Source organism: Shewanella sp. UCD-KL21 (genome assembly GCF_001957135.1).
Taxonomy (GTDB): Bacteria; Pseudomonadota; Gammaproteobacteria; order Enterobacterales; family Shewanellaceae; genus Shewanella.
On record NZ_MPHK01000002.1, the window covers coordinates 341,667 to 366,444 of the forward strand.

Consider the following 24,778-nt stretch of genomic DNA (forward strand, 5'->3'; position numbering starts at 1 on the left):
ATTAATAATGACAATTAGCACTCAAAACGAAAAGCTATCTCCATGGCCTTGGCAAGTTGCCCCAAGTGATGCCAGCTTTGACCCTGCCGCTATCGGTAATAAATTAAAAGAGCTTTCTCAAGCCTGTTACTTGGTGAGCCATGCAGAAAAAGGCTTAGGGGTTTCTCAAAACGCACAAGTCGTCACCGAAAGCATTAGCAGTAGCCAAGACTTACCCGTGAGTGCATTTGCACCAGCACTTGGCACTCAGAGCTTAGGAGATAGTAATTTCCGCCGTGTACATGGCGTAAAATACGCTTACTACGCTGGCGCAATGGCTAACGGTATTTCATCTGAAGAATTAGTTATCGCACTCGGTCAAGCAGGCATCTTATGCTCGTTTGGCGCTGCGGGCCTAATTCCTTCACGGGTAGAGCAAGCCATTAATCGTATTCAAGCGGCGCTGCCAAACGGCCCATACATGTTTAACTTAATTCACAGCCCAAGCGAGCCAGCACTGGAACGTGGTAGCGTTGAGTTATTCTTAAAGCATAAAGTGCGCACCGTTGAAGCATCAGCTTTCCTAGGTTTAACACCGCAAATTGTTTACTACCGCGCGGCAGGTTTAAGCCGTGATGCTAGCGGCGATGTAGTTGTTGCTAACAAAGTTATCGCCAAAGTGAGCCGCACCGAAGTGGCGATTAAGTTCATGCAACCTGCGCCAGTTAAAATACTGCAAAAATTGGTTGATGAAGACTTAATCACTGCAGAGCAAATGGAGCTAGCTCAGCTTGTTCCTATGGCTGATGATATTACTGCAGAAGCTGACTCAGGCGGTCATACCGATAACCGACCTTTAGTGACTTTACTGCCGACTATCTTGGCCTTAAAAGACAAGGTACAAGCTGAATATAACTACAACCCACCTATTCGTGTTGGTTGTGGTGGCGGTGTGGGCACACCCGATGCCGCACTGGCGACATTTAATATGGGCGCAGCTTATATTGTTACCGGCTCTATCAACCAAGCGTGTGTTGAAGCTGGCGCCAGTGAACATACTCGTAAACTGCTTGCCACCACAGAAATGGCTGACGTGACCATGGCACCTGCTGCTGACATGTTCGAAATGGGCGTGAAACTGCAAGTGGTTAAACGTGGCACCCTATTCCCGATGCGCGCCAATAAGCTATACGAGATTTATACCCGTTATGAATCAATCGAAGCGATTCCAGCTGAAGAACGTGAAAAACTTGAAAAACAAGTGTTCCGTTCAAGCCTTGATGAGATTTGGGCAGGGACAGTGGCGCACTTTAACGAACGTGATCCTAAGCAAATCGAGCGTGCACAAGGTAATCCTAAGCGTAAAATGGCGCTTATTTTCCGTTGGTATCTTGGCCTTTCAAGTCGCTGGTCGAATTCAGGTGAAGTTGGCCGTGAAATGGATTACCAAATTTGGGCAGGTCCTGCACTTGGCGCGTTCAACGAATGGGCAAAAGGCAGCTATTTAGATGATTATACCCAGCGAAATGCGGTAGACTTAGCAAAACACTTGATGCACGGCGCAGCTTATCAAGCACGTATTAATCTACTGACCGCCCAAGGCGTAGCAATACCAGTAGCATTACAACGTTGGAGCCCGCTTGATCAGGTTAAGTGATTAAGTGCTGTAATCAAGCTAAGACAATTTTCATATAGGTAGCGGTAATGAGCGAAACACAAAAACTGGATTTTTCAGCGGTAAATGGCACGACACAAGAGTCATTTAACCAACAAAAGAACTTGATAAAGCGCATGCTGAAAGGCAACAGCGCAGAATGCAGTGAATGTAAAAAACCGCTCACGCTGCAATTGCCGCCTAATACTAAAAAGGCGAAGCCGACAGACAAAGCACCAGGAATATATTGTGCTAAAGGTTGCACTGATATTGAACTGGATATGGAAGCTGTGGCGTTGTTGAAATAACCTTTAGTTATTTCGAGTTTAAAGCTAAAAAGAAAAGGCATCGAAAGATGCCTTTTTTGTTGCTTGATATTCATAATTTATTTCAATTTTAGTACGACGAAGTAACCTACTGCCACTGTCATGCTGATACAATTAGGTTGCTTCGTAAGCAAAATAATTTTAAACACCTTAGCTATTTTTATGCTTATGGCTGAAGTCTAAAAATCTTCAATAGTCTAATCACTTTTTTAGACACGCTTACTTTTAGCTTAGTTGAAATCTTTTTAGGATTAATATCTATGTTTTTCAAGTGGTAAACTAACTTGTGACGGTAAATAACCATTAAGCGTTTATTGGTCATCTTGCCAGTATTTACAATACGAATATGCTTAAAGTAATAAGATAAATTGCGCCTCTTACGAGTACGTTGATAGAAATCATCGCTGTTGATATCACCTTGTCGATATTCCAATACCACAGAAGACAGCATCCCTAAATTCAGTAAAGCCCTTGGAATACGATGACCAACACCTGTAATAGTTAATACCTTTACACAACTACCAAAACGCTCTTTATGCAGTTTATCTGGAACAGATAATGGGTCATAGATAATCGTTAACGGGATTTTACATCCACTTGCATCTAGCCCAATCCCCCTTGAATGAGGAAAAGTTTTAGGTTCCCACGGAGCTATGCTCTGATTAAAGGTGCTAACAGGCATCAATAAGAGCGCTCTATCGAGTCTTAATACTTCTGCATAGAGTGCTAGAGCAAAACCGCCCAAGCTTGCACCATAACCAATTCGACTAGGAAACAGGGTTAATTGTTTTCCAAAATCAACTAAAAACACCTCAAAGATTTGGGATTCAAATATGTTGTTTTTACCAATTTGATTAAATGCGACTACATTCAATTGTCGTTTAGCAAAAAAATTGAATCCCCAAGCAGACTTGCCCGAAGTAATCTGTTCATCTGTTATTGGTTCTGAGTACGGTGAAAAGGTCACCATGATAGGTTGGTTAACATCAAATATATGATATTGAATAAATACATCATCAACTTGAATTCTGACTTGCTGATTCAATTTAAGCATTAGCTCACTCTATCAATACACAAACACCTTCAATCAGTGCTGACTAAGATACATTGATGATGATTTTTGCAAAATTACAAACTGGATAATATCTAATTTCAGCTTATGTTAACTCTCCAAAAGTGATAAGCGCCATTACTTAACACACCCTAAAAAGTAAAATAACAAAGATAAACAAACATAACAAGAGTGTATCACTGATAACTATGTTTACTTTTCACATGGTAAATAACTCAAAGAAAAGCGTATTGCAGCCTTTAAAGGAGTTGCTTAAACAAAATTTACTCAAGCTTTTTATAAAAGCAATAAAAACTATGATAAAAGCACACGAAATCAAAATATTAATTAAACACATAGCTAATTGAGGACTAATTATCTCAGATATTTAAAACAGAAAATGAAAGAAGTGTTGTTAGTTATATTCAATATGAGGTAAAACACGTTTTAACTGCCTATACGCTTAAGCATCACTACTGGCTTTATCCGTTAGTATTAAAGCAATTGAAATAAAAGTTAATTAGCAGGGTCCTATTGACATATAAACTGAAACACTTTTCAAAGCAGTTATTATCTGAATTCTTAAATTAACTTTTAAAATCATGAGTTAAAGCAACCGAGACTTGTCAAACTGCACAATTATACTTGTTGTTTAAATTAATGTTTTAAAAATTCAATGTGATTTAAGTACAGTATTCAACACTATTTTATGTTGCTGTTGGTGTACTTTATTAATAAAGAAAATAGATTCGCAAGCGTGACAACATAGCTTATCCCACTCTTTATACTTAAAGTTTCTTTCCCAAAAAGTACGATGAATCTTATAAAAAACGGTTTCTTCTTTACAGCATGGACATAACTTTGAGTAATTCATCATGTTTACCTAAGGTTTAAAAGTATGTAGCCACCTCCTTGCTCTCAAAGTACTTTCACCATGGGGGGTCGCAGTTATTATCTTCTAGGCTCACATACATTATTTAGCTTGCTACAGCTATAAGCCGTAACCTACAGACTTAAAAATAAGCTAATTTCAGCTTACAAGTGGTAAATTTAAATGATTAAGTTGAATTTCAATACTAAAGTTTTAGCCATTGAATTACTGAGCACAATAACTAATTAGAAATAAAAGCATATTCAACTTATCTCAGGACGGGACAGTTAACTTAAAAAAAAGCCTGCAAATTACTGCAGGCTTTTTTAATAACAACTAAAAATTAAAAAAACTTCTATGCTTTAGCAAACTTATAGGTGCGGTAACCACCGAGAAGGTTTCGGGCTTTAAAGCCGTTATTCACCAGCTGGCGATAAGCTACGTTGCCACGGAGACCCACTTGACAGTAAATGACAATTTCTTTGTCTTTTGGCAGCTCGTTCATGCGTTGACGCAATTGATCTACTGGAATATTAATCGCGCCAGCGATACAACCACCCGCTTCAAGCTCACCTGGGTTACGGACATCTAGCAACAATTGTTCTGCTGATAAATTATCCATTTCATCAAAATGTATCGCGCTTGAATCACCTTTAATAAGGTTATTGGCCACAAATGCTGCTTGGTTGATGACATCTTTAGCGCTGCCATAAGGCGGTGCATAGGTCAGTTCAAGGTCTTGTAGCTGTTCAACTGTCATACCGGCACGTTGGGCAACGGCCATCACGTCAATACGTTTATCGACGCCATCTTTGCCTACCGCTTGAGCGCCAAAAATTTTTCCTGTTTTAGGATCAAATAACATTTTAAACGAGACAATTTCTGCGCCTGGGTAGTAGCTTGCATGGCTTGCGGTATGCACATACACTTTTTGGTATTCAACGCCATCACGCTTTAATTGCTTTTCATTTTGACCCGTTGAAGCAACGGCAAGGTCAAAAATCTTACAAATTGCGGTGCCCTGCGTGCCCTTATAGGTTTCATTACGGCCAAGCATATTATCTGCTGCCATACGCCCTTGGCGGTTGGCAGGCCCAGCTAGCGGCACTAAGGTTTGTTTACCGGTCACAAAGTCTTTGTCTTCTACTGCATCACCAACGGCATAAATATCTGGATCACTGGTTTGCATGTTTTCATTGGTATAAATACCGCCTAAATCGCCAATTTTTAAACCCGCTTCTTTAGCAAGTTTTGTTTCAGGTCGAACGCCAATGGCCATAATAAGAATATCAGTATCTAGGGACTCACCATTATTGAGTGTAAGGCTTAACTTACCTTGCTTGTGTTGGTGGGCTTCATTTTCGCCAGACTCGATACTTAAGATATTATCGCAAGGAGTAAACTCAACAGCTTCTAATGCTACCCCCAGTTGTAAATCAACACCTTGTTGGCGAATTTCTGCGTGGGCAAATCCTGCCATTTCACGATCAACAGGAGTCATTACCTGCTCGGCCATTTCAATTACAGTGGTTTTTATCCCTAGTTGATGAAATGCTTCCATCATTTCTAAACCAATAAAACCACCACCAACCACTGTTGCGTGCTCGGGTTTGTTGGTTTTGATGGTATTCAGAATCCGATCCATATCTGGGATATTACGTAACGAGTGCGTCAATGGATTATTAATGCCAGGAATAGGCGGAACAATGGGGCCAGCGCCTGGGCTAAGTAATAGCTTGTCATAAATTTCAGTGTATTCATTGCCACTGATTAAATTTTTTACCGTCACCGACTTAGTGACGCTATTGATTGCAGTCACTTCATTCATCACGCGAACATCAACGTTAAAGCGTGCCAAGAAACTTTCTGGCGTTTGCAGCAATAGCTTGCTTCTATCTTTGATGTCACCACCAATATGATAAGGCAGCCCACAATTGGCGAACGACACGAACTCGCCACGTTCAAACATGATGATCTCAGCATCTTCACTGAGACGACGAGCACGTGCTGCAGCTGAGCCGCCACCCGCTACACCACCGATAATTAAAATTTTTGACATGACTCTCTCCCGTTACAACCGATTGCTGAACTGAAATAACTGTAATGGCAACTTAGTGTTTTGCGACGATGTCGTCTGCCATACTTTTTATTCATCGTTCTATATAGTTCACATATTGAATAAAACATATTATCTATAAGTTTTTTCTAATGCACAACCAGTTAAACAAAATTTCATAAGATTAGATTTTATTAATATACCAGCTCTTGTATACTGCGCTAAAACCTTGCTTTAACAATGGCTTGTGTGAAATTAATGCTGCGCGATAGCGTTAATTGTTACCGCACTGACAATTAAGTGTTACAGCCGTTAAATTATTTTGGAGTGTTGAATGACAGAATTCACCCCTTGGAGTGCCTTATTTGGCGGAATGCTGTTAGGCCTTTCGGTAACCATGCTCATGCTGTTAAGTGGAAAAACAGCTGGGATCAGTGGCATTTTAGGCGGCATTTTTGGCGCTAATAACAAAGACAGAGCATGGCGAGTGGCTTTTGTTATCGCCATGGCTGCCAGTTTATTGTTTGACCCTTTAATGGGCCTTCACACCGCCGCTTTACCGGACTATTCATTAACTTGGTTATTGGTTGGCGGGTTAGCTGTCGGTATTGGTACCCAACTCGCTAATGGCTGCACTAGCGGCCATGGTATTTGCGGCATAGGTCGCCTATCAATGCGCTCAATGATTGCCACTGTGATATTTATGTTAAGTGCGGCGTTAGTGGTGTGGTTGTCTGGAGGTGTGCATGTTTAAGGTCTTAGTAGGCTTAATCACCGGGCTGTTATTTGGCTTAGGTATGAATATTTCGCAAATGGTAAACCCTTACAAGGTGCTTAACTTTTTGGATGTCACCGGCAATTGGGATGGCAGTTTAGCCTTTGTTATTGGTGGCGCGCTATTGGTATTTTTGCCAAGTTACCATTTTTTAATCAAACCCCGTACTCATGCCGTTAATGGCGATGAAATGCCAACGCTGCAACAGGGGCTTACGCCTAAGTTAATTATTGGCTCAGTTATTTTTGGTCTTGGCTGGGGAATGGTAGGCATTTGCCCGGGTCCGGCGGTAGCAAGTTTGTTACGCGGTGAGTCGGCGATTTACTGGTTCATGGCAAGTATGCTGCTTGGCTACTACGGGAGCAAAAATGTCCCTTGGCCAATTAAAAGGTAGTCCCCTTAAGAAACACAGTGGGACCTTGCGCGGTTAAGCTCAAGTGAGTGCTTAGCATTTTGCAGCACTAAAATATCTATCCCTTTTTAAAAATGCCAGCGATATAATCGCTGGCATTTTTTTATCGCTTTTAGCTAACTGACTGAAGCATCAGGCTGCTTTTTCATATAAGCCATAACCACTAACCCTAGCCCCAATAACACAAACGGCACGCTAAGCATTTGCCCTACGCTCATACTCCAATCTTGGGCAAAGTCAGCCTGTCTTACTTTTACAAATTCAATTAAATAACGTGAGCCATAAACCAGCGCTAGAAATAGCCCTAATAATGCCCCTTGTTTTTGTTTCATGTCAGTAAAACGATATAGCAGCCACATTAGAATAAATAGCGTTAAATAGGTGATTGCTTCATATAATTGCGCAGGATGACGTGGCAGCATATCAATACGCTGGAAAATAATGCCCCAAGGTTTATCCGTTGGCACCCCGACAATTTCTGAATTGGTAAAATTGGCCATACGGACAAAAAAGCAGAAAATACCAGTGGCGATGGCAATGCGATCCATCAAGAATAAAAACGGTAACTGCACCTTGCGTTTATAAAGACACATGGCTAACAACACACCAACAGTGCCCCCGTGACTGGCAAGCCCGCCTTTCCAAATAGCGAATATTTTTAAGGGGTTGGCAAAGTAATAGCCCGGCTCATAAAATAACACGTGCCCTAATCGCGCACCTACAACAATGCCGACCACACAGTAAATGACTAAATCATCTAATGACTCAACATCAAGCGCTTCAAGCACATAAATGCGCCTCATTACTAAAAAACCACTGATAATGGCGGTGGCAAACAACACTCCATACCAATGAATTTTTAGCCCCATAAACGACAACATAACAGGGTCGACATTCCAAACTATATGCTCCAAAATCGATGCTCCATATCAGATTGAATAATAAACATGCTAACAAGAGTATTACGTGCTTTGAGGTGGTAATTCAAGCAGTGATTATTTACTCCCTTCATTCAGCGAGTATCAACATCTATCTAACAAGCCTAATTCCGGCTATTAAGCTATGATGATATCTAGGGTGTCTTTATATTTGATTCTCATCAATTCATCCTGCTAAATAACTAGGAGCCATCGTTATGAGTATTACCGCTATTGATGCCCAAACAGCCTTAATTGTTATCGATTTACAGCAAGGGCTGGTGACCTTAGATACTTGTCATCCCATCAAAGATATTATCGATAATAGTTGTAAATTAGTGTCGTTATTTCGCTATGCCAGTTTACCGATTGTGCTGGTTAATGTGGATGGCATCGCGCCAGGGCGCACAGAACAAGTCAGAGTGCAGCAACAAAAACCAGAAAATTGGAGCCTATTGATTGATGAGTTACAACCTCAGCAAGACGATTTACAGTTAACCAAAAACACTTGGGGCGCTTTTGCTTCAACAGAGCTGCACAAGTACTTAGCATCATTAAAAGTCTCCCAAGTGGTCATTAGTGGTATCGCCACCAGCATGGGGGTGGAATCAACCGCAAGACAAGCCTTTGAGCTGGGCTACAACGTCACCATCGCCACTGATGCCATTACTGATTTTAATATGGATATTCATAACAATAGCGTTCACTCTATTTTCCCTAAGCTTGCTGAAACCGGCACCACTGCTGATATTGTCGATAGAATATCTACTGATCATGCTTAGTTTTAAGCTGCAGTTAACTCAAGCAAGGTTAGTCATTCTGCCCCATCGTTTGTAGCAGCATTCATATCCTCTGATTCCATGGGTGGTAGGTGATGGATGATAGGTGATAGCTGCTATCCACTACGCCGCTTAGCGAACAAATTATTAAAACAGTGCTGCACTTTCATTGATGAGCTTAACCTGACAACAACCTTGTATTCTGGGGGGATTTACAAAAACTAGCATCAGCAATTGTGTCTTATGTCCAACATTGCTTACTATAAATTACGGCCTATTTGAACAGTTAACTCCGACTTGTTGGACAAATAATTCCGTTTTTCTTGGACAGCACAATATGGTTCTTTGGTCTGTGTTAGCTAGAAATGCATGGGATACCTTGGTGATGAATGATGAAATATCAACTTTACGCTCAGGCTAAAGCTCTTGCTGAATTCGGTTTATCTCATTTAGCAAAGCAGGTAATTTAAAGCTGCGAAAACTCGCCAATATTTCTTAACAAACTTCCCAAACTTCTTAAAGAAATAGCCGCTCCGATCCGTATAACTCAACGGGTTATTCAACACATAACTATAACGGTTATAGTTCTGGCTATTCGTTGGGGTCTGAATATGCGGATCAGCTTGCAGGAATCTACCCAACGTTGGATCGTAGATCCGGCCGTTCATATGGGCGCTTAGGATGTAGGGTATTTTCTCTTACAAAAGTTATTTTTTTCAAATAGGTACAGCTATAACAACGAAGCTAAAAATTTTGTAAAGGGAGCTATATTTTGCTCGACGCTTGCCGCTTCTAATGCTTCCATGTACTCACTTCTTCGCTCAACGGGTACAATCGTCCACGAGTAACCACCTGCTGCCATCATCAAGTTCATAATAAATCGTCCCATTCGACCATTACCATCAAAATAAGGGTGAATATAAACAAAAATAAAATGCCCTAATACAACGCTAACCGCAGGGTTCTCTTCTTCCATTAATAAATCGAAAAGTGCAGGCATCAACTCTCTAACAGCTGCTTTGGTTGGTGGGGTATGTTTTGACTTTCTAATATAAACAGGCCCCGTTCGATAACCGGCTAAATCAGATTGTTTAATAATTCCAGCGGCAACACTTGGGCCGAATAAAGCTAAGTACCAATCAGCATGAACTGCTTCGAATACTTCTCCTGGGTTTTCACCATTAAGTACACGTTCAACGGCTAACTTTACTTGTTGAAAGGCATCCCAATAACCTTTCGCAGCCATTGCATCTAAATGCTTTCTACTATCATCAGATTGTTCAGGATTCCAATTACCTGAGCGTACATGTTCAATGAGCTCATGTGTTACTCGGTAGCCTTCAATCGATAGTGAGTGATAAGCATCAGTAACAAACTTGTCTTCTACTTCATTTAAGTAGCCTTGAACATTTATTTTAGCGTCAGCTACATCTGGAAAATGGGTAATCACATCGGTTCGCATGCTTTGCCACAATAAACGCAGTCGATTTACATAGGGTGAAACTTCACGGCGACCAAAGGTGATGTTTGTTTCATCTTCAAATGGATCAACTTCTTTAACTTTAAAATCTGCTGCATCCATGCTTTTAATGATATTATCCGCAATCAAGCCTCTGCCAATATTACGAAATGCCCCAGCCAATCGTCCTGCACTGGCAACATGACCACCATCAAGTAATACACTCAGGACTTCTGAGGCATCTGTGACCATTGAAAGTAGTGTTCTCATTTGAATGGGCTTTTGTGCAAAGGTAGTTTTAGCACAATGCACTAAAGTTGCGGCCAAGCTATACACTCTCAAACCATCAACGACTGTTAACTGTGCTTGCTCTGGCATCGCAGAGCGAATATCAAATACCGAAGTATTATGGAGTAAAGCCGTTGGTTTATTTCGCCCTTTAGGGGAGCGAACTAATAACTGAAGAGGAACCGTTTTATCACCAATATGAATTTGAATTGATTGCTCTGGTGATAAACACCAGTTTTGCTGAAGACGCTCATCTAGATATGCCCCACAAAAATCCCAAAAGAATGTATACCAAGCGGTACTATCCCCCTGTTGTTCATCTGGGCTTGAAGAAATATACCAACCTCGCATCACTTCTTTGATGAAGCCATGTTTAGTTAAGCGTTCTCTATCGGCGCGTTCAAGCATTTTTGATTGCACAGCAATAATCCCGCTATCTTGTAATAGCTTTAATTGCTCTAGCGAATGTGCAAGCTTCTCTGATACTTGACTCATGTTAACACCGTTAGCTTTTAATGATTTCAACAACTAGCTTTTAGTGTAAATCAAAATTAGCTTTTAATGAAGCTACTAATTAGCTTTTAATGAAGCTACTAATTAGCTTTTAATGTATAAACGATAGAGTTTTCAGCACTATAATCTTTACCTACGCTTACTTAAAGCCCTTAAATATCTATCGTTATGCAGAATCCATTATCTTCAAAAGTAAAACAAATTGACGGAAAGCTCCATGCTGAATTCCCCGCTAAAGTGACTGATACACTTAACATAAAAGAAGGTGACATCATTGAGTTCGGTCTTAGTAAACACATAGAACTTTGGAAAAGTCAGCAAATAACTATTCCAGAAAAAATTGTACCTTTATCAAAAGCTGCTTTTAAATCTGATGATTATATTTTTAGATGGCTTAATACCTCAAGAAGGCTTAGATATGGCTGTGGGGATTTGCTAAGCCACTCGCTATTTAGGCAAGTCTACTTCCCCATCAGCAAACCTTTATTTGATGTAATAACTAAACTTCTAACTCCCCAAACGGGTGAAAACACCTATTTTTCAAGCGAAAGATACCAAGTATTTACAAGTGAACAATCTATCAAGTTTAATGCCATTCAATCATTTGAAAACGCAGGTATTCCGCTACATGGCCAAGTTTTTGGTGCGTTTCTATATGATCTAAAATCATGTGATATCAATACGATTTTAACGGAGCTAAAGTGCCTAAAAAAGATACTCTAAATAAAAAAATAATACCGGTACGTTATATTGGTTAATCAAGAAAATAACAGCTTACTTCGAGCCAGAACAACGACATTTTATCCATCAATAACCACCTAGATTCACCAATAAGCAAGCTGTCCAATCAACCATATTTACTTGTAACGATTTAAACGGAAATAAGTGCTCAGTTTTTTCATCGTAAAATGTCCAAATCATCGAAATATATGCTTACCTTCATCCCGCCAACCAGGATCTGGCATGACTATTCCTGCAAAGGATTAGTGCGACCAACCATGGCTCATTTTCAAGCTAACATATTGAAATTATGATATTAAAAAATTAACAGTAGTTCGTAAATATTTGACCACAATCAATTTATCCTAAATGGTGCTCTGGCAAAATGTAGCAACACTTTTGCAACCAATTAGCTTGTATGCGTATAAATAAACCAATAATAAACAGCGAACAACCACTCAGCGATGATTGCATTTTACTCTCAACAACTGACCTTAAAGGAAATATCAAATACACCAACCAAGAGTTTATTAATATTTCAGAATTTAGTGCTGATGAATTACATGGTCAGCCACAAAATATCGTGCGCCACCCTGATATGCCGCCAAAAGCATTTGAGTCAATGTGGCAGTGCATTAAAGCCGGAAAACCTTGGAATGGCTTAGTCAAAAACCGTACAAAAAGTGGTAAATATTATTGGGTTAATGCCTATATCTCACCTGTGTATGAAAATGGTGAAATACACGAATTTCAATCTATTCGTCGAAAAGCCACTAAAGCACAAATCGAAACTGCTGAAAAAGTTTATCAGCAGCTTAATGATGGTGTTGCGCCAAAAGAGTTAGCTAGCCCCCTCATTAGTTTTGTTGGTAAATTGTGTTTATGGGCAATGTTTATCTCGTTAGCTACTATCATTGCCACCAGCATGATAACAACTCCCGCCCTCAGTATTGTAACGGCAATCGTCGGCATTATTTCCGTAGGCCTTGGGATCAATTATCTTTGCCAACCCTTGAAAGCGTTAACCACTAAAGCCACTAACATCATTGATGACCCCATTGCCTGCGGCATTTTTACAGGTAGCCAAACTGACATAAGTAAAATCGATTTAGCATTACATTACTTGATCACTGAAACGGGCGGCGTGGTCGGTCGCATGGCAGACTCTGCCACATCAATTAGTGAACAAAGTAAGCAACTTAATCAAACAATTATAGATACACGTGACCGAGCAGATAGCCAATGCCAGCAAACCAATCAAGCGGCAACGGCGATGGAAGAAATGACCGCCAGCTTTACTGAAGTCAGTGATAATACCCAAAACACTGCCCAAGAAATTACCCGTAGCCATGAAGCTGCAACATTAGGTCATGAGCGGATGGTCAACGTCGTTGAAGCCATTGAGAAACTAAGACAAGAGGTAGTGCATTTCTCAACCATTGTTGAGTCTATTGAACATGACAGTCATGCCATTTCCACAGTACTTGGCGAGATAAAAGGTATTGCTGAACAAACTAACTTATTGGCGCTTAATGCCGCTATTGAAGCAGCTCGAGCAGGAGAATCAGGCCGTGGTTTTGCCGTCGTTGCTGATGAGGTGCGCCAACTGTCAATGCGAACTACTGAGTCAACCACCCAAATCAGCAGTATTGTAAGTAACTTCCAGCAAAGCACCCAAAGTGCAGCTAAAGCCATGGATGCAGGTCAAGCGCAAGCGGATCTTTCTGTGCAATTAGCTGAAGATGCCGATAGCGCCTTTGATCAACTGCTGGCATCCTTGGATAATATTCACACCATGGCAGAAATGAATGCCACCGCGATGAGCCAACAAGCCTCGGTAGCCGAGGAGATTAATCAATCCATCTTGGTTATTAATGAGCTGTCTAATACCAGCTTAGCGCAAACAGACCAAGCTAAAATTAAATGTGAGCAAATGGCCCGTTTATCTAATAAAACCGCCCAGCTGTCAAAACAGTTTTGGCAACAAAGTGTTCAAAGGGAGTATTAATTCGCACATCACACTGTGATTTTTAGCCCCTTTGGGTAGGTTTAAGGGGCTTTTGTTTTGGTTATGACAGCTTAGTTGGCATCAATTGATCAGAATTCATTGATAAATGCAAAAACTGGATCAGTGATTGCCGCTCAAGAGTCATTTTTTGAGGATGATAAATAGCACAGATATTGGCACAAATATTCTGTTTGAGTTCAATAAAGCGCACATGTTGCCATGGCTGATGACTAAAACTTTGCGGTACAATAGAAATGCCTTGATGGCTGTTTATCATATTCATTAGCGTCATCGGCTCAATCACCTCTTGAATGATTTTCGGTAAGAAACCCTCCTTAATACAATGATTAATCACTAAATGCGCTGAAGCCGAGTTGGTTTGACTCATCATCACAAATTCTTCTTCTGCCAACTCAGATAAGCACAATTGATCACGCTGACTAAAAGGATGGCTGTCTGGTAGCACCAATGCCATAGGTTCACTGAATAGATTACACGACTCTAAAGGTTCAATATCCACAGTATCGGCATAGCGCACCAGTCCTATATCAATTTCGTTATTGATCAATGCTACCTTCTGCTGCTTAGGTGATTGCTCAATAAACTCAAACTGAATCGAAGGATATTGCTTTTTCAACTGTTGGCAGGCATTACCAAATCCAGCCAAAAACACTGAGCTAACAATACCTAAACGCAAGTGGCCTTGTTTTTCTCGCGCATATTGGGTCACTTTATTAATTGAACTATCCATCACCTCAAAGATGCTTTGGCATTCTTGACGCAGTAACATTCCCGTAGAGGTTAACTGCACACTTCGATGTTCTCGATTAAACAATTCAACCCCGAGAATCGCTTCTAATTCACGTATTTGCGCACTTAACGGCGACTTAGAAATATGCAATCGCTCGGCGGCTTGGGTCAAGTTTTGGCTATGGCTCACCACATAAAAATATCGCAGCATTTTCATACTGATGCGTTCAGCCCAAAACAAGTTTTTTAAACTCGTTTGCGCCGTAGGAATGACTTTTGCGTCTGAGTTCACAACTTTGCTTTCCATTTTATTGATACAAATCACCTTACAGCCTTAACCGAATTTAAGTAAATACAATTTTTCAGATAGTTAAGGCTAAAATTATTTCATATTTAGCTCATGGAGGAATCTGTGCTGAAAAAGAGCACATAGACACTGAATATAGTGATTTTAAACAAAGTGGCTTGGGTTTACCGTGAGTCCAATAGCAAAACCACTTAGGAATTAATTATGTCTCTATACGATCCTGTCCCAAATGCTGTCGCGACCATCGAAGCTTATAAACCGGGCTTTAAACCCCAAATAGCCATGATTTTAGGCTCTGGTTTAGGTGTACTTGCCGATAAACTCGAAGACAAAGTCAGCATTGGTTATCAAGAATTAGATGGTTTCCCTGTGAGCACAGTTGAAGGTCACAGTGGTGAATTAGTACTTGGTTTTTTAAACGGTGTCCCCGTTGCCTGTATGAAAGGCCGTGGCCATTTCTATGAACACGAAACCATGAAAGTCATGACCACGCCAGTACGGACCTTTAAAACCCTTGGTTGTGAAATGTTACTGGTCACCAACGCTGCAGGTTCCTTACGTCCAGATCGCATTGATGTGGGTTCTCTGGTGGTATTTTCAGATCACATCAATACCATGCCAAGTACGCCATTAACGGGTCCAAATGATGATAAATATGGCCCGCGCTTTTTCAGCCTTGCCAATGCTTATGACTTTGACCTGCGCCAGCAAGCACTATCTATCGCCAGCAAGGAAAACATCACCCTTAACGAAGGCGTGTTTGTGTCTTACCCAGGTCCTTGTTTTGAAACTGCTGCCGAAATCCGCATGATGCAAATCATCGGTGGTGATGTCGTTGGTATGTCAGTGGTTCCTGAGGTTATTTCTGCTGCTCATTGTGGTTTACCAGTACTGGCTATCTGCGCAATCACCAACATGGCAGAAGGGCTTGGTGATGTAAAACTCTCTCATGAACAAACGCTTAAGTGTGCCAAATTAGCGGAAGATGACTTCTTAAAATTAATCAACTCATTTGTAAGTGCCAATAAAGCATAGAGGGTAATACCATGATGTTTATCGGATTTATCGGAATGCTGGCACTTTTAGGTATCGCCTATGCTTGCTCAGTCAATCGAAGTGCCATTAACCTGCGCACAGTGGGAACGGCATTAGGCCTACAAGTGGCCATTGGCGCCTTGGTACTCTACGTCCCCATAGGGCGACAGGCATTAGAGTCTATGTCTCACGGAGTACACGTGGTACTGGATAGCGGTAAAGCCGGTATTCAATTTTTATTTGGTAACTTGGTTAACTTCTCAGTTGAAGGTATAGGCTTTGTCTTTGCCTTAAACGTTTTACCTTTAGTGGTGTTTTTCTCTTCACTTATTGCTGTACTTTATTACCTTGGGGTTATGCAGTTTATTATCCGCTTAATCGGCGGTGGTATGGCCAAAATACTGGGTACATCAAAGACTGAATCCATGTCGGCAGTGTCTAATATTTTTGTGGGTCAAAGTGAAGCACCGTTGGTCATTAAGCCTTACATGGCTAAAATGAGTGATTCTGAATTCTTTGCGGTAATGTGTGGCGGCATGGCTTCGGTATCTGGTACGGTTTTGGCCGGTTATGCAATGATGGGCGTCAACATGGAATATTTGCTAGCAGCCTCGTTTATGGCTGCACCAGGCGGTATTTTATTTGCAAAAATTATTCTACCTGAAACTGCAACACCAACTTACACCGTTGATAATAGCGTTCAATTTGATGAAAAGCCGCCTGTAAACGTGCTTGCAGCAGCCGGTGAAGGCGCATCAAGTGGTATAAAGCTCGCCGCAGCGATTGGTGCGATGCTGATTGCGATGATTGGCTTAGTCACTTTAGTTAATACGCTTTTAGGGAGTGCTGGTGATGCTGTTGGAATGCAGTTATCACTTGAAGGCATTCTCGGTTGGATTTTTGCTCCACTGGCCTTTTTATTAGGTGTACCGCCAGCAGATATTGCCATTGCAGGTTCTATGATTGGTAAAAAACTGATTGTAAATGAGTTTGTAGCATACAGTGATTTAGCGCCTTACTTAAAAGACAGTGCAGATGTGGCAGCAGCAGGGCTGCATGAGCTACAAGATAAAAGTAAAGTGATTATCAGTTTCGCCTTATGCGGCTTTGCTAACCTCGCATCGATGGGGATTTTAATTGGTGGCCTTGGTACACTGTGTCCATCAAGAAAAGACTTCATTGCTAAGTATGGTTTACGCACTGTTGTGGCTGCAACTTGCTCAAACCTAATGAGTGCAACCATTGCTGGACTGTTCTTTTCTCTAGCAAGCTAATTCTCTGCTAAGTAATAAATTAACACTAAAAGGGGCGAGCTTTCGTCCCTTTTTATTTAAGGTTTTTTCATGTTCAAGTCTGCGCTACCCCATATCCAAATGCTGTTTTTTACCTTTATCATTGCGATGACATTTCCCATTGGTAAGCAATTAATGCTTGAAGTACCACCAATGATTGCCACTTGGCTTAGATACGTTATCGCAGCGCTTCTGTTTGTCATTTTATTAGCCTTAAGTCGCCGTTTAAACTTACCCAGTGTAAAAAGCCTCTTACGTTATACCTTGGTGTGCCTCCCCTCTCTGGCTTACTTTACTGCCATGTTTAGTGCCCTGACTCAAACTACCGCCTTTGCCACCAGCGCTTTGTATACTGTGGTCCCCTTGATTACGGCATTTTTAGCCATGTTAATCTATAGAAAAGTGGGTAAGTTAAGCCATTGGTTAGCACTTATTGTCGGCTTTGGTGCTTCGCTGTTTTTAGTGATACAGCAATCAAGTGGGAAGTTGGCATTTGAATGGAACACTGGCTATAGCCTGTTTATGCTTGGCTGCATTGCTATGGCCGCTAACCCTCTGGTCATAAAAGCGTGCTATCGACAAGAGAACTTTATGGTATTCACTGGCTGGAGCCTCATTACCGCCTCGATTATTTTGTCGGTATGCTTAACCCCACAGATAATCGATTTTAACTGGCAACAGGTCTCTCGCAATGGCTGGTTTGCCTGCTTGTACCTTGCTGTATTTGCCACTGCCATTAGCTTTTTTCTGTTTCAAAAAGCCAGCGTAAAATTAGCACCGCAACAAGTTTCAGCTTATGTATTTCTGATCCCGGTGTTTGTATTAATGACAGGTGGCAATATCGATGTTAACTGGATTTATACAACGATTGCCATGCTACTGCTTAGTGCGGCAATGTATTTACTGATGCGAAAGCAATGAGGCATATTTATATACTTTTGAAGCTGTTTTCTACCGTTATATAAAGAGCGACGTTAACACAAACAGGCGCGCATTCAGCATAAAAACCCACAAACATAACAATGATTTAACCAATATTAAATGTCATTCATGTACTTGCTTTGCATGTTTAAGCAGCGCTATTCTTACTGCCCAAGGTTATGGTTTTATTGATGCCCCTCAACTTTACACGTCGCACCAATCCTGAAAGTTAGCCAACGCTATATTCAGTTACCAGATCTACTTAATTAAATGTAACGGAGTTAGCCAATGAGAAATTTACAACTATTCAGCACCGCATCTGTCGATCACTTACTATGGTCTAGCAAAGTACAAGCCGCACATATGGATTCACCTGCGTTAGATATTTTTACTGACTTTGATGTTGCCCGTCCCATCGTAGTTGATGCGTCGACCAGTGCTGTCGGCACAGGTAAAATCATGGAAAAAACCCATGCTTACATGCGTCTTGTTGTTGATAAAGATGATAAATTTCTTGGTGTGATTACCATGCAAGAGCTGTCACATCATAATCTATTAATGACAGCGAAAAAACTAGAACACAACATTGATGAAGTCCTAGTGACTGATGTCATGGTAAAAAGAGAAGATCTTCAAGCGTTTGACTATGATCAAATTGCCACAGCAAAGGTCAGCGATGTGGTACGTATTTTAAAAGAAAATAGCTTGCACCATATGTTAGTGATTGATCACGAACAGCATCATATTCGCGGTATTATTGCAGCTAGTGACTTAGCAAGAAAACTAAGTGTGCCAATTGAAATTCATCAACGTCCTTCATTTAGCCAGATTTTTAACACTGCCAGCTAGAGAAATCAGCAGTAAATTAACTCTGAGAATGATACAAATTCTATCTATAAGCCTTACTTCAAAGGCTTATAAATTTATCATTCAGATTCATATATTCAGATCAACCAACATTGTACTTATACCTGTCGGCGGACATTAATTATAAATGCTATGTTACATGTAACTACCGATAAGCCACTATTTAACATGCTTTTTTACTTGGTTGCACTTTTTATGATTAAAAGTTCTTATTAAAATTAAGGTTGCTTAGTGCTATCAATTTCTAACGCTGCTTTATCAAACGTATAAACCACTGATACTTCGTCATTATTTAGCTGACCATATCGCTTCGCTTTGTTTACAATTAAGGCATCTGGAAAATCAGCCTGTTTAATTTTACCGCCCGACCTAATAGGCTTGGCGTTAGTGAAGTCTTTTAAAGCTCCCCACACAGCCTGTCCATCCTCAAACGTCAATTTAGGCTCTGCAAATAACGCATGAACCACATCAATTATCTGCTCTTTACTCAAGTTGTAACGCTTACCTTTGAGCGTCCAAATTGTTTCAGTTAACACGACATCAGTAACCAAAACAGGTTGAGTTCCTAAAATCAATTTAGACGCTTTACTAGCTTGCTTTTCATCATCTTGTAGCAAATAACGAAGCAATACATTTGTATCAATTGCAATCATCTCTCTAAAGCACTCTCTAAAGACTTTTGCTCACTAATGAGTTCATTGGTAACAATATCTTTTAACAAGCCTTTCGCTGCTCCTGCTTGTTTTTTCACTATTGAAATAACACCTTGCCTATCAACAAAGCTTTCCACATCATCACCCGCATAAATGTGAGCTATTGCACACTGTTCAATAGGTAGTGTTATTTGCCTTTTTGCGCTAACTTTAGCCATGTTAACCTCTTTACCAAACCAATATAAGTAAAGAATAGCACGTCTTTACTCTACGTCAAATAGTAAGGATTACTGAGGCGTTTTTATAGTGAAGCTTAATGTTCAAACGTTTTGAACGTAGCTTTTTGGAGGTTAATAGTCGTTACATTTTTGGGGATTCATAACATTAAAGATCAAGATTTTTCTCTTACACAGGACTGATTACTACGTGACACTATAGCCAAGAAGTGCCAATAAAGATTGATACTTAGACTCAAATCAAAGTGCTTATCCAACGAAATTTTGACGCTAGCTTACTGTCATACAGCCTTGATCTGCAACGATTTCAGGACTAAGCACAGCCTAATTATTATTTCTATATCATTAGCTCATGGGTTAAAAAGTGTTTCTACCGTTTTCATTGATAGAAACATGCGAATGCGCCCATTATGTTCACACAATACCTCAAAGCCAAATTTTGTATAGAATGCCTGTGCTGAATCAGTGAGACAGTCTACGACAATAGCGTATGCCTTCATATGGTGGTTAACTTCCCAAAGGTACTTCAGTGCACGGATTAAACTGACTTTACCTAGCCCTGAGCCGTGAAATTCCTTATGCACAGCTAACTGAGCTAAAAGAAACACTGGAATTGGGTATCGAGGAAGTTTCTTTGCTAGTTGCGCTGGTAAGGTTTCTCGACTGATTGAGCTAGGCGCAACACTGTAAAATGCGCATATTGCAAACTTCTGATTAAGCAATGGCTGAGCACTAGGAAGAATCATAGTTCGACTAATACCTGCTTCCATATGCTTTGCTGCTTGAGTTTTGATAAATGTATTTAGCTCTTGCTCACCACAGTCGAATGAGTTTCGGTCGTGGTATGATTTACTAAGTTCTACAAACTCTTTGCCCCAACTCACTTGATACCGCTTTCATCTGTAAATTTTGCAGCTTCCAACAAAGCTTGATTTGGCGCTTTTGCTTTATCACAAGCAGCCATAAATGCGTCAAAGACACTATCTTGAACCACGATACTTTGGTGCTCTTCAATTACGTGTGTTGCATCTTCGTCCATAAGCCTAACTACATATTCAGTTAAACTTTTCAGCCCAAGCAATGCTGATGCCTTTTCAGCTTTCGCTTTTATCTCTTCATCAAGGCGGATATCTAAACGTGCTATTGCCATAACTCCTCCAGTGTACGGAAATATTCCGTAACGTCAGAGATTATAGTTCAAACATTGCTCATATTCAACTTGTACGGAAAGGTTACGGATTTAAAAAAGCATAATGATTTCGATGTGACACTGAGACGCATTAATTCGTCGGGAGCAGAGTTCAGATAACTTTTAATATGGCAAACGCACATTAACGGCATGTGAATGAGTATTTACTCTATCGAATAAAGGGCAAAACCTTGTCAGAACAAAAAACAAACTACAACATAAAACAATCGAAAAGTTTTGATTTTATTGTCATAGTTCTAATCTTTATTGTCGAATTTAAAACTTTAATGTTCAATGAGAATACCATCGCCCAAACTGTATCCCGTCAACGTAATAAATACGCCGTGATTAAGCCACTTCAAGTGTAAATTCAATACAGCAATTTTTACCCTGATCTTTAGCGCGATAAAGCGCACTATCTGCTTTTTCAATAAACTCTCTGGCTGTTGTATTAGCATCTGGCGTCATGGTAACAAAACCCACACTCATTGTGACTACCGGCTCAGCGCCATGAAAATGAGGGATACTTAACTCAAAAACACTTTTGCGAATATCTTCAGCCAATGCGGCCGTATCTACATTTTTCGCCATAACAAATAATGGCAAACTCTTCACCACCATAGCGGCACACCACATCAGTAGAGCGACTGCATACTCGGGCAATACACTGAGCGACTTTTATCAAACACTGATCGCCCTGATAATGCCCCAAACTATCGTTGTAAGATTTAAAGTAATCAATATCGCACATGATTAAAGAGACATTTTTCTGTTCTCTTTTGGCTAAATTAATGACGAAATCCAATTGAGAATCGAATTCACGGCGGTTATTAAGCCCAGTTAAGCTATCAATTTTCAATAATTTAAACAGCTCAGCACTGGTGCGTTCACATTCAATCACTCCAAATAATATGATTGCGTTGCCCTTATCATCACGCAGTACCACCCTTGCCTTACTGGTAAAATAAAGTACTTCATCAACGCGACTGTCGTAGTAAGGGAAACGATTATTGAACTCTTCGATAACGCCATTTTTTAATTTAAGGTAGTCATCTCGGATCTTGTTGGCTTTTTGGGAGTCTTTTATCGCAATATTTTTATTGTAATCTCCAGCAATGGGGCAGGTTTTTTTAACACTGTGATGGCTTAATTGTTTATCTAAAGCAAACATGTCACACATACTATCGTTGCAATAATAGGTATTAGCGTCTTCAGATAAATCGATTAACCACCATGAAACACCAGAGAAATTGAACAAGTTTTGATATAATTGGTAATACTTTTCTATACAGGAATTAGGAAATGTCATATTTAATTAGCCGCTCATTTTTAGCTAATTTATTAGCCTGATAACAGACTAACTTTCCTTTTAGCAGGATTTAAGATAAAGGTCTTTCGCTAAAAGTATAGACCTTAAAATCAAAATTTCCTGTTTAAGCTTTCGCGGCTAAGCATCAGATTACTATCTTGAACAAAACTATTTAGCCAACCATTGCTGGGTTAACTGCGGAGCATTATTAAGCATGTAGTTTTCAAGTGAGCGGCTATCACTGTAGTCTATTGCGCGCCATAATTTTACGCTAAAGCAGTCGCCCACATTAACTACGCCGACACCTTTAGGGGTACCGGTCATCACAATGTCACCGTCTTCTAAACTGATAAATTCAGTTAACGATTGCTTAATGGCAGTTGTGCTATACATCATTAAGTCACTGTGACCCACTTGGACAATGTTTTCATTGATAGATAATTGAAAAGCCCATTTACTGCAGGCTGTTGCGTCTAATCCCTTAAGGGAAATAAAATCACTGAACAGCGCCGAGCCGTTAAAGGCTTTTGCCCGCTCCCAAGGTAATTGCTGAGCTTTAAGTGTCGATTGCAGCGCTCGTTTGGTTAAATCTAACCCTACACCCACTGCTGAAAACTGATTGTTTTCCATAATAAAACATAACTCAGTTTCGTAATGAATTGGCTCTTGTTGAAAGGCAATAAGCTCTGTTGTCATAGCTGAATTGGGTTTTAAAAATACCACCATATCTGCAGGCATCTCATTACCCAGCTCTTGGATATGATCGACATAGTTGCGACCGATACAAACGATTTTAGAAGGCGTCATCTTTACACGGCTTGAAGCCGATGAGTTCGCGGTTGGGTTGATGATTGATACGGAATGTAAAGCCACGATGAGTCCTTTTTTTGATGACTAGGTATAAACAAATGTAAATTATGAATCGAGTAAATAAGATGCTGAAGAATCGACTAAAAACCGCCCTGCTAGTGCTCTTCTGCCCAGCAACATTCTAAATTGCATATTGTCACGGGCAGTGAGTGTCAGCTCAATATCAAAATGATGTTCACCAATGATAATCGGCGTTTTTATCACATAACGACTGGTTATGTGTCCGCCAGAATCTTTGACATTACGACGATCAAACACCACAAAGTCACAAACAACTTCACGAGAGGATTTTTGCTCAGGGTGAAACCACACTTTAATCCACTCTTGGTTATTTTTTATAAAGGGTTCAATTTTAAAAGCATGTAAGCATGAGGTTTTAGCGCCAGTATCAATTTTCATATTGACCCGTTCATTGGCAATTTCGGGAAATGTGGCCCACTCACACCAGCCAAGCACTTGTAACGATGTCGTCATGGTAAACCTTTAAAAATTTCTGTTTTATCCCAAGGGGCGCGTATAAAATACGCTATCAATAATGGCCTTTAATCTAGCCTTTGATAGTACAAAGTACTACTTTAATATAAGCCTTTCTAATACTGAAACCTAGCTTTTAATAGATTGAATTTAAACTTAATCTATATAAATGAACACTCATTTGAGCTGATGGCGATCATACGCCGTTAAGGCGCAATTAACGATTAACACGAATAAGGCAGCCTATGTTTTCTCAACAAAGCTTTGATTTTCTGACTCTTCTAGCTGATAACAACGATCGAGAATGGTTTAAGCAAAACCAGCAAACCTATGAAGACTTAGTGCGTACGCCAACCCTTAAATTTATTGAAGCCATGCAAGGCCCTATCCTTAGCTTATCGCCAAGGTTGACAGCTGTGCCTAAAAAAGTCGGCGGCAGTATGATGCGCCCCCAAAGAGACAGCCGATTCAGTAAAGATAAAAGTCCTTATAAACTTAACGTTGGCATTCAATTCCGACATTTCCAAGGTAAAGATGTCCATGCTCCAGGCATATATTTGCACCTTGCCAATGATGGCTGTTTTTTAGCAGCAGGGATTTGGCACCCAGAATCAAAAGCACTCAATGCCATTCGTCATTGTATTGATGAAAACCCTAATGGTTATAAAAAGGCTTTGGCACAATTAGCTGCAGCTGGGTTTGAGTTATCTGGGGAAAGCTTAATCAGACCACCCCGTGGATTTGATAAAGATCATCCATTCATTGAAGAATTAAAGCGCAAAGATTTTATTGCCATCAAACCTGTCACCATTGAGCAAGTCTGCGCTGATGATTTTGTGGAGTTCTGCGCTAAAGAGTTTAAGCATACCATTGGTTTAATGGGCTATTTATGCTTTGCCTTAGACTTAGATTTTTAGTAATAATGACTACTGTCATCATTGCAACAGGGTCGTAGATGGAGGTTATTCTGAAGATATAAACATTCGCCACTAAACGAGACCAACCAAGACGCTGAGAACCAGTGCTGGTGAATTAGCGAAAATTATCCAAATTTTAACTACTATTAT

General features: G+C 40.3%; 26 protein-coding genes. 12 read left to right on the forward strand and 14 right to left on the reverse strand.

Annotated elements, in window-relative coordinates; translation table 11 throughout:
- Window positions 1-7 precede the first annotated feature (7 nt).
- Entirely contained in the window at window positions 8-1,636 is a 1,629-nt protein-coding gene (gene pfaD / locus BM739_RS03340) for an eicosapentaenoate synthase subunit PfaD (protein ID WP_076537242.1), read from the forward strand.
- A gap of 47 nt (window positions 1,637-1,683) precedes the next feature.
- Window positions 1,684-1,941, forward strand: a complete 258-nt coding sequence (locus BM739_RS03345) for a hypothetical protein (RefSeq protein ID WP_076537243.1) — start codon at window positions 1,684-1,686, stop codon at window positions 1,939-1,941.
- A gap of 184 nt (window positions 1,942-2,125) precedes the next feature.
- Here the strand turns inward: BM739_RS03345 and BM739_RS03350 are convergent, their stop codons facing one another.
- Together BM739_RS03350 and BM739_RS03355 are read right to left on the reverse strand one after the other, a co-directional pair.
- Entirely contained in the window at window positions 2,126-3,013 is an 888-nt protein-coding gene (locus tag BM739_RS03350) for a hypothetical protein (RefSeq protein WP_076537245.1), read from the reverse strand.
- Window positions 3,014-4,236: 1,223 nt separating this feature from the next.
- Window positions 4,237-5,940: an FAD-dependent oxidoreductase gene (locus BM739_RS03355; protein WP_076537247.1), complete on the reverse strand. Its 1,704-nt coding sequence runs from the start codon at window positions 5,938-5,940 to the stop codon at window positions 4,237-4,239.
- 331 nt (window positions 5,941-6,271) lie between these two features.
- Here BM739_RS03355 and BM739_RS03360 point away from each other — a divergent pair, with 331 nt between their 5' ends.
- Window positions 6,272-6,691 carry a YeeE/YedE family protein gene (locus BM739_RS03360; RefSeq protein ID WP_076537249.1) on the forward strand — a complete coding sequence of 140 codons (420 nt, stop codon included), beginning with the start codon at window positions 6,272-6,274 and terminating at the stop codon, window positions 6,689-6,691.
- Window positions 6,684-7,106, forward strand: a complete 423-nt coding sequence (locus BM739_RS03365; protein ID WP_217697821.1) for a DUF6691 family protein — start codon at window positions 6,684-6,686, stop codon at window positions 7,104-7,106. The genes BM739_RS03360 and BM739_RS03365 overlap by 8 nt, the downstream gene beginning before the upstream one ends.
- A gap of 134 nt (window positions 7,107-7,240) precedes the next feature.
- On the opposite strand, the gene lgt is transcribed toward BM739_RS03365, so the two are convergent.
- The gene (lgt, locus tag BM739_RS03370; protein WP_076537253.1) at window positions 7,241-8,038 is read right to left on the reverse strand and encodes a prolipoprotein diacylglyceryl transferase; all 798 of its coding nucleotides are present in this window, start codon (window positions 8,036-8,038) and stop codon (window positions 7,241-7,243) included.
- 221 nt (window positions 8,039-8,259) lie between these two features.
- Here lgt and BM739_RS03375 point away from each other — a divergent pair, with 221 nt between their 5' ends.
- Window positions 8,260-8,823 (forward strand): cysteine hydrolase family protein, encoded by a 564-nt coding sequence (locus tag BM739_RS03375; protein ID WP_076537255.1) that lies wholly within the window; start codon window positions 8,260-8,262, stop codon window positions 8,821-8,823.
- A gap of 446 nt (window positions 8,824-9,269) precedes the next feature.
- Here BM739_RS03375 and BM739_RS03380 read toward each other — a convergent pair whose 3' ends face one another.
- On the reverse strand, window positions 9,270-9,488 hold the full coding sequence (locus BM739_RS03380) for an RHS repeat-associated core domain-containing protein (RefSeq protein WP_083698047.1): 219 nt from the start codon (window positions 9,486-9,488) through the stop codon (window positions 9,270-9,272).
- Between the two features lie 62 nt (window positions 9,489-9,550).
- Window positions 9,551-11,062 (reverse strand): Fic family protein, encoded by a 1,512-nt coding sequence (locus tag BM739_RS03385; RefSeq protein WP_076537346.1) that lies wholly within the window; start codon window positions 11,060-11,062, stop codon window positions 9,551-9,553.
- A 186-nt stretch (window positions 11,063-11,248) separates the two neighbouring features.
- Between BM739_RS03385 and BM739_RS03390 the strand changes: the two genes are divergently transcribed.
- Entirely contained in the window at window positions 11,249-11,803 is a 555-nt protein-coding gene (locus BM739_RS03390; RefSeq protein ID WP_076537256.1) for a hypothetical protein, read from the forward strand.
- Window positions 11,804-12,218: 415 nt separating this feature from the next.
- Entirely contained in the window at window positions 12,219-13,808 is a 1,590-nt protein-coding gene (locus BM739_RS03395) for a PAS domain-containing methyl-accepting chemotaxis protein (protein ID WP_139326808.1), read from the forward strand.
- 61 nt (window positions 13,809-13,869) lie between these two features.
- Here the strand turns inward: BM739_RS03395 and BM739_RS03400 are convergent, their stop codons facing one another.
- Window positions 13,870-14,850, reverse strand: a complete 981-nt coding sequence (locus tag BM739_RS03400; protein ID WP_254843451.1) for a LysR family transcriptional regulator — start codon at window positions 14,848-14,850, stop codon at window positions 13,870-13,872.
- A 219-nt stretch (window positions 14,851-15,069) separates the two neighbouring features.
- Here BM739_RS03400 and xapA point away from each other — a divergent pair, with 219 nt between their 5' ends.
- The 4 genes from xapA (at window position 15,070) to BM739_RS03420 (ending at window position 18,962) form a co-directional block, all read left to right on the forward strand.
- A complete protein-coding gene (gene xapA, locus BM739_RS03405) occupies window positions 15,070-15,900 on the forward strand; it encodes a xanthosine phosphorylase (protein WP_076537258.1) in 831 nt (276 codons plus the stop codon).
- An 11-nt stretch (window positions 15,901-15,911) separates the two neighbouring features.
- On the forward strand, window positions 15,912-17,174 hold the full coding sequence (locus BM739_RS03410) for a NupC/NupG family nucleoside CNT transporter (protein WP_076537261.1): 1,263 nt from the start codon (window positions 15,912-15,914) through the stop codon (window positions 17,172-17,174).
- Window positions 17,175-17,243: 69 nt separating this feature from the next.
- Window positions 17,244-18,113 carry a DMT family transporter gene (locus BM739_RS03415; RefSeq protein ID WP_076537263.1) on the forward strand — a complete coding sequence of 290 codons (870 nt, stop codon included), beginning with the start codon at window positions 17,244-17,246 and terminating at the stop codon, window positions 18,111-18,113.
- 288 nt (window positions 18,114-18,401) lie between these two features.
- The gene (locus BM739_RS03420; RefSeq protein WP_076537265.1) at window positions 18,402-18,962 is read left to right on the forward strand and encodes a CBS domain-containing protein; all 561 of its coding nucleotides are present in this window, start codon (window positions 18,402-18,404) and stop codon (window positions 18,960-18,962) included.
- Window positions 18,963-19,198: 236 nt separating this feature from the next.
- On the opposite strand, the gene BM739_RS03425 is transcribed toward BM739_RS03420, so the two are convergent.
- The 8 genes from BM739_RS03425 to BM739_RS03455 all read right to left on the reverse strand — a co-directional run bounded on the left by BM739_RS03425 (window position 19,199) and on the right by BM739_RS03455 (window position 23,711).
- Window positions 19,199-19,633, reverse strand: coding sequence for a PIN domain-containing protein (locus tag BM739_RS03425; protein WP_076537267.1), 435 nt, complete (start codon window positions 19,631-19,633; stop codon window positions 19,199-19,201).
- On the reverse strand, window positions 19,630-19,851 hold the full coding sequence (locus tag BM739_RS03430; RefSeq protein WP_076537269.1) for an AbrB family transcriptional regulator: 222 nt from the start codon (window positions 19,849-19,851) through the stop codon (window positions 19,630-19,632). Before BM739_RS03430 ends, BM739_RS03425 begins: the two co-directional genes overlap by 4 nt.
- A gap of 368 nt (window positions 19,852-20,219) precedes the next feature.
- Window positions 20,220-20,753: a GNAT family N-acetyltransferase gene (locus tag BM739_RS03435; RefSeq protein ID WP_076537271.1), complete on the reverse strand. Its 534-nt coding sequence runs from the start codon at window positions 20,751-20,753 to the stop codon at window positions 20,220-20,222.
- The gene (locus BM739_RS03440) at window positions 20,750-21,019 is read right to left on the reverse strand and encodes a DUF1778 domain-containing protein (protein WP_076537273.1); all 270 of its coding nucleotides are present in this window, start codon (window positions 21,017-21,019) and stop codon (window positions 20,750-20,752) included. The genes BM739_RS03435 and BM739_RS03440 overlap by 4 nt, the downstream gene beginning before the upstream one ends.
- Window positions 21,020-21,406: 387 nt before the next feature.
- Window positions 21,407-21,664, reverse strand: coding sequence for a diguanylate cyclase (locus tag BM739_RS20425; RefSeq protein ID WP_254843452.1), 258 nt, complete (start codon window positions 21,662-21,664; stop codon window positions 21,407-21,409).
- Window positions 21,615-22,367: a diguanylate cyclase gene (locus BM739_RS03445; protein ID WP_254843453.1), complete on the reverse strand. Its 753-nt coding sequence runs from the start codon at window positions 22,365-22,367 to the stop codon at window positions 21,615-21,617. The genes BM739_RS20425 and BM739_RS03445 overlap by 50 nt, the downstream gene beginning before the upstream one ends.
- A 168-nt stretch (window positions 22,368-22,535) precedes the next feature.
- The gene (locus BM739_RS03450; protein WP_083698052.1) at window positions 22,536-23,174 is read right to left on the reverse strand and encodes a fumarylacetoacetate hydrolase family protein; all 639 of its coding nucleotides are present in this window, start codon (window positions 23,172-23,174) and stop codon (window positions 22,536-22,538) included.
- 108 nt (window positions 23,175-23,282) lie between these two features.
- On the reverse strand, window positions 23,283-23,711 hold the full coding sequence (locus tag BM739_RS03455; RefSeq protein WP_076537277.1) for a RimK/LysX family protein: 429 nt from the start codon (window positions 23,709-23,711) through the stop codon (window positions 23,283-23,285).
- Window positions 23,712-23,956: 245 nt separating this feature from the next.
- Here BM739_RS03455 and BM739_RS03460 point away from each other — a divergent pair, with 245 nt between their 5' ends.
- On the forward strand, window positions 23,957-24,628 hold the full coding sequence (locus tag BM739_RS03460) for a DUF2461 domain-containing protein (protein ID WP_076537279.1): 672 nt from the start codon (window positions 23,957-23,959) through the stop codon (window positions 24,626-24,628).
- The last annotated feature ends 150 nt before the right edge of the window (window positions 24,629-24,778 follow it).